The sequence below is a fragment of the Rubrivirga litoralis genome, assembly GCF_031846415.1.
Classification (GTDB): Bacteria; Bacteroidota; Rhodothermia; order Rhodothermales; family Rubricoccaceae; genus Rubrivirga; species Rubrivirga litoralis.
This window is the reverse complement of record NZ_JAVRHT010000005.1, coordinates 61,242-74,620: the sequence shown is the minus strand read 5'-3', so window position 1 is coordinate 74,620 and position 13,379 is coordinate 61,242. Positions and strand designations below refer to the sequence as shown.

Below are 13,379 nucleotides of genomic sequence, written 5' to 3'. Positions count from 1 at the left end.
AGTGTTCCGGCCGATCCACCCCGACTACGCGTTTCCCCTCGCCGAACTGGCCCTGTGCGAGCTCTCAAAGGCTGGGGCGGGCGAGGTCCCCGCGTCGGGCCGCTCCGAGGTCGCGATCGTGGCCGACGCCGTGGGCGCGGCCGCCGCGCTCCTGCAGCTCGACGGCGACGGGGCGCTCTCTGTCGTGGCGGCCTCGGGGTGGGCGCCGCCGTCGTGCCGGGTCCCGCTCGCGGGCGCCCTCGCCGAGGCGTGGGTGCGCGAGTCGTGCGTCGACCTCCGGCCGGTCCCCGAGGCGCTCGCCGCCGACGGCGTGGCCGGCGGGCTGGCCGTCCGGGTGGGGACCGCGGAGCACCCGCGGGCGCTGCTCGTCGCCCTCGCGTTCGGGCCGCACGCGTTCGACGCCGATGCGCGCGCGTTCCTCCAGGGCGCCGCGGCGGCGCTCCACGCCCGGTTCGTCATCGAGTCCACGCGCCACGCGCTCGAAGAGTCGCAGGCGCGCGCGCGCGCGATCGTGCAGACGACGGTCGACGGCGTCATCACGATCAACGACCACGGCCGGATCGACGGGTTCAACGCCGGCGCCGAGCGGATCTTCGGGTACACCGCCGACGAGGTCGTCGGCCGCAACGTCTCGGTCCTCATGCCCGAGCCGTACCACTCGGAGCACGACGGCTACCTCGCCGCCTACCGCGAGACGGGCCGGCGCCGGATCGTCGGGATCGGGCGCGAAGTCGTGGGCCGGCGGAAATCGGGGGCCACGTTCCCGATGGACCTCGCGGTGAGCGAGGTGACGCTCCCCGACGGTGAGACGCTGTTCACGGGCGTCGTCCGCGACATCACCGACCACCGCGTGCTCGAACGCGAGGTGCTCCGCGTGGCCGAGGAGGAGCGCCGGCGGATCGGGCAGGACCTCCACGACGGGCTGGGCCAGGAGCTGACGGCGGTGGGCCTGTTCCTGCGCGGGCTCGCGCGCGGGCTCGACGCCGACGGCTCGGCCCGGGCCGACGAAGCCCGCCGCCTCGTCTCGCTCGTCGACGACGCCGACACGCAAGCCCGGACGCTCGCGCGCTCGCTCGTGCCGGTCGAGCTGGAGCAGAACGGGCTCGGGGCCGCGCTCTCCCGGCTCGTCGAGCGGGCCACGGCCCTCTACGGTCTCGACGTGCGCACCGAAACGACGGGGTCCGGCCCGGCCGAGGCGTCGGCGCTCACGGCCGACGCGGCCACGAACCTCTACCGGATCGCCCAGGAGGCGGTCTCGAACGCGGCCCAGCACGGCCACGCCCGCCGCGTGACGGTCGCGCTCGTCCGCGGCGCCCACCACCTCCGCCTCCGCGTCGAGGACGACGGCGTGGGGCTCGACGGGGCGCTCCGGCGGGGCGGCGTGCTCGAACCGCTGGACACGACGCCCGCGGCGCCGGACCGCGTCGTGAGCGCGCCCGCGCGGCCGGCCGACCAGCGCGGGATGGGCCTCCGCATCATGCACTACCGCGCCCACCTCGCCGGCGGCTCGCTCGAAGTCCGCCCCGGCGCCGGGGGCGGGACGGTCGTGACATGCACGGTCCCGCTCCGCGGCCCCGGCTTCTCGTCCCCCTGACCGCCCCGCCCCGTCGAGAGGAGGGAGGAGAAGACGCGTAGAGGCGAGAGGATGCCGCCCCGCCCCGCCTCTTCTCGTCCCCTCCTCGTCCCCGCCCCGCCCTCACGCCCCGCCCCATGACCCGCATCCTGCTCGTCGACGACCACCCGCTCCTCCGCCAGGGGATCGCCCTGACGATCGAAGCCGAGCCCGACCTCGCCGTGGTCGGGCAGGCCGGCGACGCCGAGGAGGCCACGGCCATGTTCGAGGACGTCGACCCCGACCTCGTCATCACCGACATCTCGCTGCCGGGCGTGAACGGGCTGGAGCTGCTGAAGAACCTGCTCACGCTCCGCCCCGACCTCCCCGTCCTGGTCGTCTCGCGGCACGACGAGGAGCTCTACGCCGAGCGCGCCGTCCGCGCCGGCGCGCGGGGGTACGTCTCGAAGGTGGCCGCCGGCGACCAGATCGTGACGGCCGTCCGCCGCGTGCTCCGCGGCGGCATCCACCTGTCGGAGGACCTCAAGGACCGGATGCTGTTCGGGGCCGCGAGCGGGACGAAGGACCCGACGCAGACGCCGCTCGAGGTGCTCTCGGACCGCGAGCTCGAGGTGTTCGAGATGACCGGGCGCGGCCTCCCGACGCGCGAGATCGCGGAGCGCCTGCACCTGTCGGTCAAGACCGTCGAGAGCTACCGCTCGCGGATCAAGGCGAAGCTGGGGCTCGCGAACGGGACCGAGCTCATGAAGCACGCCGTGACCTGGGTCGAGGGCGAGGGCGCTGGGCGCCCGGGCGGGGCGGCGTAGGGACGGGCGACCGCCCCGCTCGCGTGGGCGGGGCGGCCCCCACGCGCCAGGCGCTGTCGGCCCCGCGTCGGCCCGCTCCCCGCCCCGCTCCCGCCGCGGGCGGGGCGGCGGGTTCTTGGAGCGTGCCCCCACGTTCCACGCGCGCCGCCCCCTATGCTCCCGTTCCAGACCGTCCTCTGCGCGCTTGACTTCGAGCCGGGCTCTGAGCGCGCGCTCGTCCAGGCCGCCGACCTCGCCGAGCGCGCCCACGCCGCGCTCCACCTCGTCCACGTGAACCCGCTGTTCCGCGCGCGCCTCGCCCCAACGCCGGGCGACCCCGGCGCCGCGTTCCAGGAGCGCGTCGAGCGGTTCGTGAACGGCGCCCTCGGGGCCGACGACGCGTTCGGCGTGCTGGCGCCGGCGCTCCACGAGACGCGCGGGCAGGCGCCGGCCGACGGGATCGTGGGCCGCGCGGCCGACGTCGGCGCCGACCTCGTCGTGGTGGGGACGCACGGGCGGGGCGGGCTGGGGCACCTCCTGCTGGGGAGCGTGGCGGCCGAGACGCTCCGCCGCTCGCCGGTCCCCGTCCTCGTCGTGCCGGACCGGGCGGAGCCGCCCGGGGCGGGGCGGCCCGTCCTCGTGGCCGTCGACGAGCCCGAGCCGGCGGTGGTGGCGCTGGGGTTCGCGCTCGCGACCGCGTACGGCTCGCCGGTCGTGCTCGGCCACGTCTGCGCGGCGGACGACCAGGGCGAGCGGCGGCAGGCCCTCGACCGGCTGGCCGCCGAGGCCGCCGGCCCGACCGCCCCGCCCCACGAGGTGCGCGTGACCCAGGGCGAGCCGGCGGCCGAGGTCGCCGCGATGGCCGAGCGCGTCGGCGCCGGGGCCGTCGTGATGGGGACGCACGGGCGGACCGGGTGGGACCGCCTCCGCCTGGGGAGCGTCGCCGAGCGGACGGTCCGCCACGCGCCGTGCCCGGTCCTGACCGTGCCCGTGTAGGGCGGTCGCCACCCCGCCCGCCGTTTGTCGTGGGCGGGGCGGTCTCGCCGCGCGGCCGCTAGCCGTCCGCCGCCCCGCCCGCGCGCTCGGTCACGTCGGCGGCGCGGCGGCGCGACGTCGCCGGCTCGGGCGTGGGGTAGCCGACCCGGAAGAGCGCCTGGGGCACGCCGTCGCCGATGAGGGCGGCGACCCGGGGCCGGAGCGAGTCGACCTCGATGGGCTCGTTGGCGTACGACGCGGCCAGGCCGCGGTCGGCCGCGACGACGAGGGCGCGGGCGAGCGCCTGCCCCGCCGCCAGCCAGTCGGCCGGGCCGTCGGCCGCCGTGGCGAGGACGAGGACGGCCGGCGAGTCGCGCACCAAGCGGCCCTTGTACGTGGCGACCGCCGAGGTCGTCGTCCGCGTCGTGGCGTGGCGGTCCCAGGTCCCCTGCTCCGAGTCGCGGACGCCGTCGGGGCGGGCGTCGCGCGCCGGGCGCAGCCACCGCTCGATCTCGGCGACCACCTCGCGGTCCCGGCCCTGCTCCGCCACGCCCTCTTCCACGAGGCGCGCGAGGGCGTCTTTTCCGTCCTCGTCGTCGAACACGTAGAGCGCCGCGCCCTCGGTCGCCACGGCCCCGGCCAGCTCGGACGGGACGCCGAACGGGACGGGCTCGTCCTCGAACGGGAGCCGGTTCGTGTGGCGGAGCGCCAGCGCCCGGAACGGCCGGTCGTCGCCCGAGGGCGAGGGGGCGGGGCGGAACGTGACCGTGGCGAGCAGGCCCGCGTCGTCGGGGAGCGCGTCCACGAGCGGCTCCCACCCGAAGTGCCAGGCCGCGACGCGCAGGTAGAGGAGGGCGGCCCCGCAGCTCATCGTCAGCTCGCGGCCGTCGGGGTCGAGCGCCGAAAGCTGGCGGGCGCGGTCGGCGTAGAGGCGGACCGTCCCGTCGCCGACGACGAACCGCCAGGGCTGGGAGTTCAGCAGGCTCGGCGCGCGGACGGCGTGTTCGAGGATCTCCTCGATGTCGGCGTCGGTCGGGCGGTGGTCAGGGGCGTCGGGCATGGCGGGGAGGGAGGGGCACCCCCGAGGGTAGCGCCCCGCCGCCCCGCCCCCTGCGCTCGTCTGGCCGAGCCGGGCGCGCGGCGGACCCCGCCGGCCGTGCCGGGGCTCGCCCCACACTCCCGAACCGCCCCGCCCGCGTCAGCGCCGGGCGGCGTACCAGGTGCCCTCGGCGGTGTGGCCGCCGTGCTCGGCCTCGGACGCGAACGTGCCGTTGATGACGTCGCCGCCGACCTCGCCCCGGAACGTCGTTTGCAGCGTGCACCCGCAGTCGGGGTCGGGGTACGGGTCGAGCTCGCCGACGATCTCGCGTCCCGCGCCTCCGCCAGGCGCGCCCTCGTCGGGGAGGCGGACAAACCGGATCGTCAGCACCTGGGGCCGCTCGACGCCCTGCCACTGCCAGCCGCCCGCGCCCTCGCGGCGGACGTCGACCGTCGCTCCGCGGGGGACCATCGCGACCTCACCGGCGGCCTGGGCGCCGTCGTCGGAGAGCGCGAAGTAGACGTCGCCCACGCGGCCGGTGTCGTAGCTCTCGTACGTCCCCTCCCAGACGCCGGCGAGCACGGCCGACGCGGCGCCGTCGACGTGGACCGGGGGCGCCGCGGCCTCGGGCGGGGTGGCTTCAGGCAGGCTGGCCTCGGGCGGGGCGGGGGCCGCACGCGGCGAGGGCCACGAGCAGGGCGAGGAGGCGCCTCACGACCGGGCCTCGCGGGCGTCCGCGGCCGGCCGGTCGGCGTCCGCGAGCGCGTCGCGGGCGACGAGGACCGGGCACGGGGCCGTCCGCACGAGCGTCTCGGCCACGCTCCCCAAGAGCGCCCGCCCCGCCCCGCCCCGCCCATGCGTGCCCACGACGAGCAGGTGCGCCCGCGTCTCTTCGGCGGCGGCGCGGACGGCGGCGGCCGGGTCGCCGGAGCGAACGGCGACGCCGACGGGCAGTTCGGCCTCGGCCTCGGCCCGGAGCGCCTCGGCCAGCGTGAGGAGCGCCTCGCGCTCGCGCGCCTGGACGCGGGCCAGCTCGTCGGGGAGGCCGAGCGAGAGCCGGGACGGGGTCGTCACGTGGACGATCTCGAGCGGGGCGTGGTAGGCCACGGCTAGGCGCGCGGCCCACCGGGCGGCCAGCGGGACGGGGGCGGCGTGGTCGCCGCGGGCGGGGAGCTCATCGGCGGCCAGGAGCACGCGGCTCGGCGGCCACTCGCCCTGGCCGGGCGCGTCGAGCGGGCGGACGGTGAGGACGGGGCACGGGGCGCGCCGGGCGACGGCCTCGGCCGCGCTCCCGAGCACGCCGCGCCGCCAGCCGCGGCGCCCGTGCGTGCCCATCACCACGAGGTCGACCTCCTCGTCGCGGGCGTAGTCGAGGACGGCCTCGGGCACGGCCCGGCCGACGACCTCGGCCTCGACGACCTCGATCTCGTCGTACGGGGCGTGGTCCTCGGCGGCCGGCGCCGGGAGCCCGAGGTCTTCGCTCACGTCGGCCAGCGAGACACGGACGTGGCCCGTGCCGGCCACGTCGGGCCAGTCGCGGGGCGGGGCGGACTCGTCCTCGACGACGTGGAGCACGTGGAGCTCGGCCCCGAACCGGTCGGCGAGCCAGGCCGCGTGGCGGTAGGCGCCCTCGGCGGCGGCCGAGAAGTCGGTCGGGAACAGGATGCGCTGGACGGCGAGCGGCGGCATGGCGGCGGGGGCGGGGTGGCCCGCAGCGTACGACGGTTCCGCCCCGCCCGGTGTAGGGGAGGGCGGGCGGCGGCGGGCGTTCGTCTCCGGGGTGGCCTGTGGGGCGCGGCCTCGCCACGAGCCGGCCGCGTGGGGCGCCGCCCGGCGCGCGGGGGCGGGGCGGCCCGGCGGCCGCGCCCGGCTCGCGGTCGCACGTTGGCTGGAACGCTGCCACCCCGCCCCGTGCCCACCCCGCCCCTCGTCGTCCCCACCGACCTGTCCGCTGCCGCCGCCGAGGCGCTGCGCTACGCGCTGCGCATGTCGCGGGCGACCGGCGCACCCGTCCACCTCCTCCACGTCGTCGCGTGGCCGGACGCCGGGCGGTTCGAGGCGGACAGCGAGGCGCTGACGGCGGGCGAGGAGGAGGCCGACGAGGCAGCCCGCGCGCAGGCGGCGCTGCGAGCCGTCGTCGCGGAGGCCGGCGCCGAGGGCGAGGTCGTGCTGGCGGTCCGCCACGGCAACGTGCCGGCCGCCGACGTCCTGGGCTACGTCCGGGACGTCGAGGCGGGGCTGGTGGTGATGGGCACGTGCGGCCGGCGGCCCCGGCGCCACGTCCTGGGCTCCGTCGCCGGCGAGGTCGTCCAGACGGCCCCGTGCGACGTGCTCCTCGTGCCCCACCGCGACGAGGCGCCGTTTTCGGCCGCCCCGCCCCGCCGCGTCCTCGCGCCCGTCGACTTTTCGTCGGCGTCGCGGCCGCTGGCCCTCGTCGCCCTCCGCCTCGCCCGCGACCTGGGCGCCGAGGGCGTCGACCTCGTCCACGTCCTGGAGCCGCTCCCGCACCCGCTCCGCTGGCTCGACGAGACCCTCGTCGACGTGGCCCCCACGATCCGCGAGCGGGCCGAGGTCGCCCTCCACGAGCTGGCAGACGACGTCGCCGCCGAGGTGCCGGGCGTGCCCGTGGCCCGCTACATCGAGCGCGGCAAGGCGGCCCGGACGGTCGCGCGCGTGGCCGAGGCGCTGGGCGACGACCTCATCCTGGTCGGCCCCCACGCCGAGCGGCCCGTGTTCGACCGGCTGCTCGGGAGCGTCGCCGAGGGCGTCGCGCGGCGGGCGCGGTGCCCCGTGCTCGTCGCCCGGCGGTCGGCCGCGCCCGGCCCGCTCGACGCGGCCGACGTCGACGGCCGGAGCTACGAGGCCGCCGCCCCGCCCTACGCGTAGAGCCCGCACGTATAGAGCCCGCGTGTGGAGCCCGTCTGTAGGGGCGGCCCCCGCACTCTGGGGCGGGGCGGGCCGCCCCGACCGGCCGCCGCCGTCCGGCAGGGCGGACGGCGACGCGCACCGATCCTCGCTCCAGGCCGATCCGCCTGTGGACCGCCGCCCCGCCTATGCTCCACCTCCGCACTGTCGTCGTCGCCCTCGACCTCTCGCCCGGTTCGGAGGCCGCCCTCGTGCGAGCGTCCGACCTCGCCGAGCGGTCGGGCGCTACGCTCCACCTGCTCCACGCCGACGTCCTGTTCCGGTCGTCGGGCGACGGCGCCCCCGACGCCTCGCCGTCGAGCGCGCTCCGCGTCCGCGTCGAGCGGTTCGCCGCCGACGCCCTGGGGCTGGACGGCCCCCAGGCGCTGGACCGGCTCGGTCCGACGGTCGCCGTGGTCCGCGACGTGACGGCGCCGGCGGCCGTCCTGCGCTACGCGGCCGAGGCCGGCGCCGACCTCCTCGTGGTCGGCACGCACGGGCGGGGCGGGGTGGCTCGGCTCCTGCTGGGGAGCGTGGCTGAGGCCGTCGTGGCGGCGGCGCCGTGCCCGGTCCTGACGGTCCCGTCGCGGGGCGCCGCCCCGCCCCCGTCGCCCGAGGCGCCGGTCGTGGTCGCCGTCGACTTTTCGGAGCGGAGCCGGACGGCGCTCGCCGCGGGCTACGCGCTGGCCGAGCTCTACGGGGCGGCCGTCGAGCTCGTCCACGCGCGCCGCCCCGCCCGCGGCGCCGGGGCGGACTCGGACGCCGAGGTCCGCGAGCGGCTGGCCGAGTTTGCCCGGTCGGTGCCCGGCCCGGAGCCGGCGGCCCTCCACGTCGTGCGCGGGGCGCCGTCGCGGGCGGTCCCGGCGTGGGCGGCCGAGCGGGGCGCCGGCGCCCTCGTCCTGGGCACGCACGGGCGCACGGGCATCGCCCACGCCGTCATCGGGAGCGTGGCCGAGGCGTCGCTCCGCCGCGCTCCCTGCCCGGTCCTCACGCTCAAGCAGACCGAGCGGCTGGGCGCCGCCCCGCCCCGCCCGACGCTCGCCTCGGACTAGCCCGCCCCGCCCGCCCGCTCCGAGGGCGGGGCGGGCGCTTTTTTCCTCTCTCTCCTCTCCGATCCATGTCGTCCTTCCGGTTCCACGTCCAGACCGTCCTGTTCCCGACCGACGACTCGCCGGCCGCCGAGGCGGCCCGCCCGCTCGCCGAGCGCCTGGCCGAGCGCCACGGGGCCACGCTCCACGTGCTCCGCGTCCAGATCATCCCGCCGGCCCTCGCGGACCCGTCGGGCACCGACTCCACGGCCGAGGCCGACGGCGTCGTCGAGGCCACGCGCCGCGCGCCCACGGCCGCCGACGCCATCGTCCGCTACGCGGGCGAGGTCGACGCCGACGTCGTGGTGATGGGCTCGCACGGCCGGTCGGGCTGGAACCGGCTGACGCTGGGCTCGACGGCCGAGGACGTGCTCCGCCAGGCCGACTGCCCCGTGCTCACGGTCGGGCCGGAGGCCGACGCCGAGCGGGGCGGCCCGGTCCTGGCCCCGCTCGCCTTCGAGTCGGCCTCGGACCTCGCGCTGGAGACGGCGGTCGCGCTGGCCGAGGAGCGCGGGACGCGCGTCGTGGCGCTCCACGTGGTCGAGCCGGTCCAGGTGCCGGCCCCCTACGGCATGACGTTCGGGGCCGTCGACCTGGCGGCGCTCAACGACCGCGTCACGGGCACGCTCCGCCGCTGGGTCGCGCCCTACGCCGACGGCCCGGTGCCGGTCGACGTCGAGGTCCGCCACGGGATCGCCGCGCACGCCGTCCTCGACGCGGCCGCCGAACTGGGCGCCGGGCTCGTGGTCCAGGCCAGCCACGGCCGCCGCGGGCTGAGCCGGTGGCTGTTGGGGAGCGTGGCCGAGGAGGTCGCCCGCCGCGCGCCGTGCCCGGTCCTCACGCTCCGCATCGGGGGCGCGGGGGGCGCCCGCGCCGAGGCCGCCCCGCCCCTGGCCGTCCCGCGCGCCGACTGGCCCGACCTGTTCGACGCCTTGTCGCGGCGGGCGGCCGGGTCGCCCCACGAGGTCTCGGTCGACGTCGTCTCGCCGGACGCGGCCGGCCCGGTCTTGCAGGCCGTCCCGCTCGTCGGCATCACGTACGACCCGCGCGAGGACGCGATCGACGTGATGGCGGAGGGCGCCGAGCACCGCGTCGCGCGGCCGTTCGCCGTCCGCTCCGAGGCCGGCGCGTGGACGCTCGACGCCGCGCTCGACCCGGAGGCGCCGGGGCCGTGGGCGCTCGACGTGGTCGGCCCCGACGGCACGCGCGAGCGGATCGTGGTCCGGCCCACCGACGCGGCCTGACGGGGCGGGGGAGACCCCGCCTCGGTTCGAGGGCCGCCCCGCCCGGCGCCCGCACGCCCGGGCGGGGCGGTTGGCGTTGAGGGCGGGGCGGACGCCCGGGCGGGGCGGCCGGCGTAGGGGCCGCCCCGCCACGCGAGTTGGGGCGCGGACCACGCGAGGCCGCGGGCGCGGCGCGCGGCGGCGCGGGCCGGTGGCGCCGACGTTGCCGCCCCGCCCGCCGCCGCCCTATGCCCGACCTTGCGCCCGTCGTCCTCGCCTTCGACCTCGCCCCCGAGTCCGAACCCGCCCTCGTCGCCGCCGTCGACCTGGCCGCTCGGGCGGGGGGGACGCTCCACCTCGTCACCGCGCGGCCGCCCGACGCCCCCGACGTGTACCGGGCGCCGAGCGACCCCGAGGCCGCCGTCCGCGCCGTCGTCGAGGTGACGGTCGACCGCGCCCTCGGGGCCGGCGCCTGCGCCGAGATCGCGCCTCACATCGCCGTCGCCCGCGGCTCGGACCCGGCCGCCGAGGTCGTGCGCTACGCGGACGACGTAGGCGCGGGCACGGTCGTCCTGGGGACGAGCGGCCGGCAGGGCGTCCAGCGGTTCCGGCTGGGGAGCGTGGCCGAGACCGTCGTGCGCCGCTCGGCGTGCCCCGCCCTCGTCGTCCCCAACCGGAGCCCCGACCGGACGCCCGGTGCCGAGCGCCCGGTCCTGGTCCCCGTCGACTTTTCCGACCACAGCGCCCGGGCGCTCGCCGTGGCGCGGTCGCTCGCCGACCTCTACGGCGCCGCGATCGAGGTGCTCCACGTCGCTGACGGCTTGGCGCACGCGGACGCCGAGGGCGACCCGCCTTCGTCCGAGGCGCTCCGGGCGTTCGCGCGCGACGCGGGCGCCGGCGACGTGGCCGCGCACCTGGCCGAGGGCGACCCGGCCGCCGAGATCGCCCGCCACGCCGAGGACGCCGGCGCCGTGGTCATGGGCACGCACGGGCGGGGCGGGTTGGCGCGTGCCGTGTTCGGGAGCGTCGCCGAGGCCACGCTCCGCCAGGTCCGGTGCCCCGTCCTCGTCGTCCGCCCCGCCCGCTGACCCGGCTTTGGCCGCCCCGCCCGGTTGGGGAGGAAGAGAGGAGAAGAGGAAGTGCCCTCAGCGGGTGAGCGCCCAAGCCCCGCCCCGCCTCCCGCCGCCCCGCCCAACGCTCGCGCGCCCGGGCGGGGCGGTCGGCGTAGGGGCCGCCCCCACACGACGCGCCGGGCGTGGACGGCGAGCGGGGACGGGAGCCGCCGCCGCCCCGCCACCCCGCCCGCGGTCACCTTGGGCCGTCACCCGTCCCCGCCCCCGATGTCTCAGATCCCGCCCGCGGGACCCGCGTCCTCCGCCGCGCCGGCGGCCCCCTCGACCGCCGAAGCCGACCGTTCGGCCCGGTTCGAGGTGTTCACCTACGACGACCAGATCGTCCGGTGGTTCGTCATCGCGACGTCCATCTGGGGGCTCGTCGGGATGCTCGTCGGCGCGCTCATCGCGCTCCAGCTCCCGTTCCCCGAGGCCAACCTGGGCGAGTACCTCTCGTTCGGGCGGTTGCGGCCGCTGCACACGAACGCGGTCATCTTCGCCTTCGCCGGCAACTCGATCTTCGCGGCCATCTACTACAGCACGCAGCGGCTGTGCAAGGCGCGGATGTTCTCGGACGCCATGAGCCGCATCCACTTCTGGGGGTGGCAGGCCATCATCGTGTCGGCGGCCATCACGCTGCCGATGGGGTTCAACACCTCGAAGGAGTACGCCGAGCTCGAGTGGCCCATCGACATCGCGATCACCGTGATCTGGGTCGTGTTCGCCGTCAACTTTTTCGGGACGCTCTGGCGGCGGCGCGTAAAGCACATGTACGTCGCGCTGTGGTTCTACATCGCGACGATCGTGACGATCGCCGTGCTCCACATCGGGAACTCGCTGGCGCTCCCCGTGGGGATGTTCAAGAGCTACCCCATCTACATGGGGATCCAGGACGCGCTCGTGCAGTGGTGGTACGGCCACAACGCGGTCGCCTTCTTCCTCACGACGCCCTTCCTGGGGCTCATGTACTACTTCCTGCCGAAGGCAGCGGAGCGGCCCGTGTTCTCGTACCGGCTCTCGATCGTCCACTTCTGGTCGCTCGTGTTCATCTACATCTGGGCCGGCCCGCACCACCTCCAGTACACGTCGGTGCCCGAGTGGGCGGCGACGCTGGGGATGGTCTTTAGCGTCATGCTGTGGATGCCGTCGTGGGGCGGCATGATCAACGGCCTGTTCACGCTCCGCGGCGCGTGGTACAAGCTCCGCGACTCGGTCGTGCTCAAGATGTTCGTGGTCGGGATCACGTTCTACGGCATGGCCACGTTCGAGGGGCCGGCGCTGAGCGTGAAGACGGTCAACGCGCTCAGCCACTACACCGACTGGAACATCGCGCACGTCCACTCGGGCGCCCTCGGGTGGAACGGGTTCATGACCTTCGGGATGATCTACTGGCTCGTCCCGCGCCTGTGGCGGACGCCGCTGTGGAGCCAGAAGCTGGCCAACTGGCACTTCTGGATCGGGACCGTCGGCATCCTCCTCTACATCCTGGCCATGTACACGTCGGGGATCACGCAGGGCCTCATGTGGCGGGCCTACGACGACGCCGGCCGCCTGCTCTACCCCGACTTCGTCGAGTCCGTGGTCCAGGTGATCCCGATGTACTGGGTGCGCCTTATCGGTGGGCTGATGTACCTGGGCGGGGTGGTGCTCATGCTGTTCAACCTGTTCATGACCACGCGGCGGGCGCCGGACCAGCTGCCCGACCCGGCCGTGGCCGTCCCGCGCCGCGTGGGCGCCGGCGGCGACGGGCAGGCCGGCGGCACGCCCGCCCTCGCCTAGCCCACCCGCCCGCCCCGCCCTCGTGGGCGGGGTGGAGCCTGTGGCCCGCCGCCCCGCCCCGCCCCCTCCGACATGAAACGCTTTTTCCGGGCCAACGGCGCCCACCGCCGCCTCGAAGGGTGGCCCCTCGTCTTTACCGTGCTCACGACCGTCGCCATCCTCGTGGGGACCGTCGTCGAGTTTGCCCCGCTGTTCCTCGTGGGCGGGGCGGTCGAGCCGCTCGCCACGCTCGAGCCGTACACGCCGCTCGAGCTGGTCGGCCGCGACGTCTACATCGCCGAGGGCTGCAACAACTGCCACAGCCAGCAAATCCGGCCGTTCCAGGACGAGGTCATCCGCTACGGGCCGTACTCGGTCCCCGAGGAGGGCGCCTACGAGACGCCGCACCTGTGGGGCTCGAAGCGGACCGGCCCCGACCTCGCCCGCGTCGGCGGCAAGTACCCCCACCTGTGGCACGTCCGGCACATGGACAACCCGCGGAACACGAGCCCGCGCTCGATCATGCCGCCCTACCCGCACATGCTCACGAAGCGGCTCGACCTCGACGACGTCGCGGGCAACATGCGCGGGCTCCGGCGGCTGGGCGTGCCCTACACCGACGCCGAGATCGAGAACGCCGCGGCCCTCGCCCACGCCCAGGCCGAGGCCATCGCGGCCGAGGTCGAGAGCCAGGGCGGGCCGGAGGGGCTGTCGGACCGCGAGATCATGGCGGTCGTGGCCTACCTCCAGCGCCTGGGCGTCGACCGCGCCCGCGCGCTCGACCCCGACCTCGACCGGGGCGAGACGGAGCTCGAGGCCCACGAGGTCCGCGAGATCGAGCAGACCGTGCTGCCGCCCGAGCGCCGGCCGCCCGTGCTCGAGGACCCCGACCCCATCCCCGACCCCGCCCCCTAGCCGCGCC

Annotated in this window: 12 protein-coding genes; 9 read left to right on the top strand and 3 right to left on the bottom strand. The window is 77.1% G+C overall.

All coding sequences use genetic code 11. The features are described 5' to 3' along the window. The first annotated feature begins 1 nt into the window (after position 1). From RM540_RS03765 to RM540_RS03755, 3 genes are all read left to right on the top strand, one after another. Entirely contained in the window at positions 2 to 1,594 is a 1,593-nt protein-coding gene (locus RM540_RS03765) for a sensor histidine kinase (RefSeq protein WP_311662191.1), read from the top strand. A gap of 116 nt (positions 1,595 to 1,710) precedes the next feature. After that, positions 1,711 to 2,379 carry a response regulator gene (locus RM540_RS03760; protein ID WP_311662190.1) on the top strand — a complete coding sequence of 223 codons (669 nt, stop codon included), beginning with the start codon at positions 1,711 to 1,713 and terminating at the stop codon, positions 2,377 to 2,379. 153 nt (positions 2,380 to 2,532) lie between these two features. Next, positions 2,533 to 3,354, top strand: coding sequence for a universal stress protein (locus RM540_RS03755; protein WP_311662189.1), 822 nt, complete (start codon positions 2,533 to 2,535; stop codon positions 3,352 to 3,354). Between the two features lie 58 nt (positions 3,355 to 3,412). On the opposite strand, the gene RM540_RS03750 is transcribed toward RM540_RS03755, so the two are convergent. The 3 genes from RM540_RS03750 to RM540_RS03740 all read right to left on the bottom strand — a co-directional run bounded on the left by RM540_RS03750 (position 3,413) and on the right by RM540_RS03740 (position 6,061). Further along, positions 3,413 to 4,393, bottom strand: a complete 981-nt coding sequence (locus RM540_RS03750; protein ID WP_311662188.1) for an Acg family FMN-binding oxidoreductase — start codon at positions 4,391 to 4,393, stop codon at positions 3,413 to 3,415. Positions 4,394 to 4,531: 138 nt separating this feature from the next. After that, the gene (locus RM540_RS03745; protein WP_311662187.1) at positions 4,532 to 4,954 is read right to left on the bottom strand and encodes a hypothetical protein; all 423 of its coding nucleotides are present in this window, start codon (positions 4,952 to 4,954) and stop codon (positions 4,532 to 4,534) included. A 129-nt stretch (positions 4,955 to 5,083) separates the two neighbouring features. Then, positions 5,084 to 6,061, bottom strand: a complete 978-nt coding sequence (locus tag RM540_RS03740; RefSeq protein WP_311662186.1) for a universal stress protein — start codon at positions 6,059 to 6,061, stop codon at positions 5,084 to 5,086. A 222-nt stretch (positions 6,062 to 6,283) separates the two neighbouring features. Here RM540_RS03740 and RM540_RS03735 point away from each other — a divergent pair, with 222 nt between their 5' ends. The 6 genes from RM540_RS03735 (at position 6,284) to ccoO (ending at position 13,372) form a co-directional block, all read left to right on the top strand. Then, the gene (locus RM540_RS03735) at positions 6,284 to 7,258 is read left to right on the top strand and encodes a universal stress protein (RefSeq protein ID WP_311662185.1); all 975 of its coding nucleotides are present in this window, start codon (positions 6,284 to 6,286) and stop codon (positions 7,256 to 7,258) included. Between the two features lie 167 nt (positions 7,259 to 7,425). Further along, entirely contained in the window at positions 7,426 to 8,328 is a 903-nt protein-coding gene (locus tag RM540_RS03730; RefSeq protein WP_311662184.1) for a universal stress protein, read from the top strand. 65 nt (positions 8,329 to 8,393) lie between these two features. Then, the gene (locus tag RM540_RS03725) at positions 8,394 to 9,608 is read left to right on the top strand and encodes a universal stress protein (protein ID WP_311662183.1); all 1,215 of its coding nucleotides are present in this window, start codon (positions 8,394 to 8,396) and stop codon (positions 9,606 to 9,608) included. Positions 9,609 to 9,835: 227 nt separating this feature from the next. Continuing rightward, the gene (locus RM540_RS03720) at positions 9,836 to 10,675 is read left to right on the top strand and encodes a universal stress protein (protein WP_311662182.1); all 840 of its coding nucleotides are present in this window, start codon (positions 9,836 to 9,838) and stop codon (positions 10,673 to 10,675) included. A gap of 252 nt (positions 10,676 to 10,927) precedes the next feature. After that, complete coding sequence (ccoN, locus tag RM540_RS03715) at positions 10,928 to 12,478, top strand: cytochrome-c oxidase, cbb3-type subunit I (RefSeq protein WP_311662181.1); 1,551 nt, start codon at positions 10,928 to 10,930, stop codon at positions 12,476 to 12,478. A gap of 72 nt (positions 12,479 to 12,550) precedes the next feature. Next, positions 12,551 to 13,372 (top strand): cytochrome-c oxidase, cbb3-type subunit II, encoded by an 822-nt coding sequence (ccoO, locus tag RM540_RS03710; RefSeq protein WP_311662180.1) that lies wholly within the window; start codon positions 12,551 to 12,553, stop codon positions 13,370 to 13,372. Positions 13,373 to 13,379 lie beyond the last annotated feature (7 nt).

Excerpts from the sequence above, each read along its gene's own strand:
- ccoO (WP_311662180.1), top strand. The coding sequence starts at position 12,551 with ATGAAACGCTTTTTCCGGGCCAACGGCGCCCACCGCCGCCTCGAAGGG.
- RM540_RS03725 (WP_311662183.1), top strand. The coding sequence starts at position 8,394 with ATGTCGTCCTTCCGGTTCCACGTCCAGACCGTCCTGTTCCCGACCGAC.
- RM540_RS03740 (WP_311662186.1), bottom strand. The coding sequence starts at position 6,061 with ATGCCGCCGCTCGCCGTCCAGCGCATCCTGTTCCCGACCGACTTCTCG.
- ccoN (WP_311662181.1), top strand. The coding sequence starts at position 10,928 with ATGTCTCAGATCCCGCCCGCGGGACCCGCGTCCTCCGCCGCGCCGGCG.
- RM540_RS03760 (WP_311662190.1), top strand. The coding sequence starts at position 1,711 with ATGACCCGCATCCTGCTCGTCGACGACCACCCGCTCCTCCGCCAGGGG.
- RM540_RS03730 (WP_311662184.1), top strand. The coding sequence starts at position 7,426 with ATGCTCCACCTCCGCACTGTCGTCGTCGCCCTCGACCTCTCGCCCGGT.
- RM540_RS03755 (WP_311662189.1), top strand. The coding sequence starts at position 2,533 with ATGCTCCCGTTCCAGACCGTCCTCTGCGCGCTTGACTTCGAGCCGGGC.
- RM540_RS03750 (WP_311662188.1), bottom strand. The coding sequence starts at position 4,393 with ATGCCCGACGCCCCTGACCACCGCCCGACCGACGCCGACATCGAGGAG.
- RM540_RS03720 (WP_311662182.1), top strand. The coding sequence starts at position 9,836 with ATGCCCGACCTTGCGCCCGTCGTCCTCGCCTTCGACCTCGCCCCCGAG.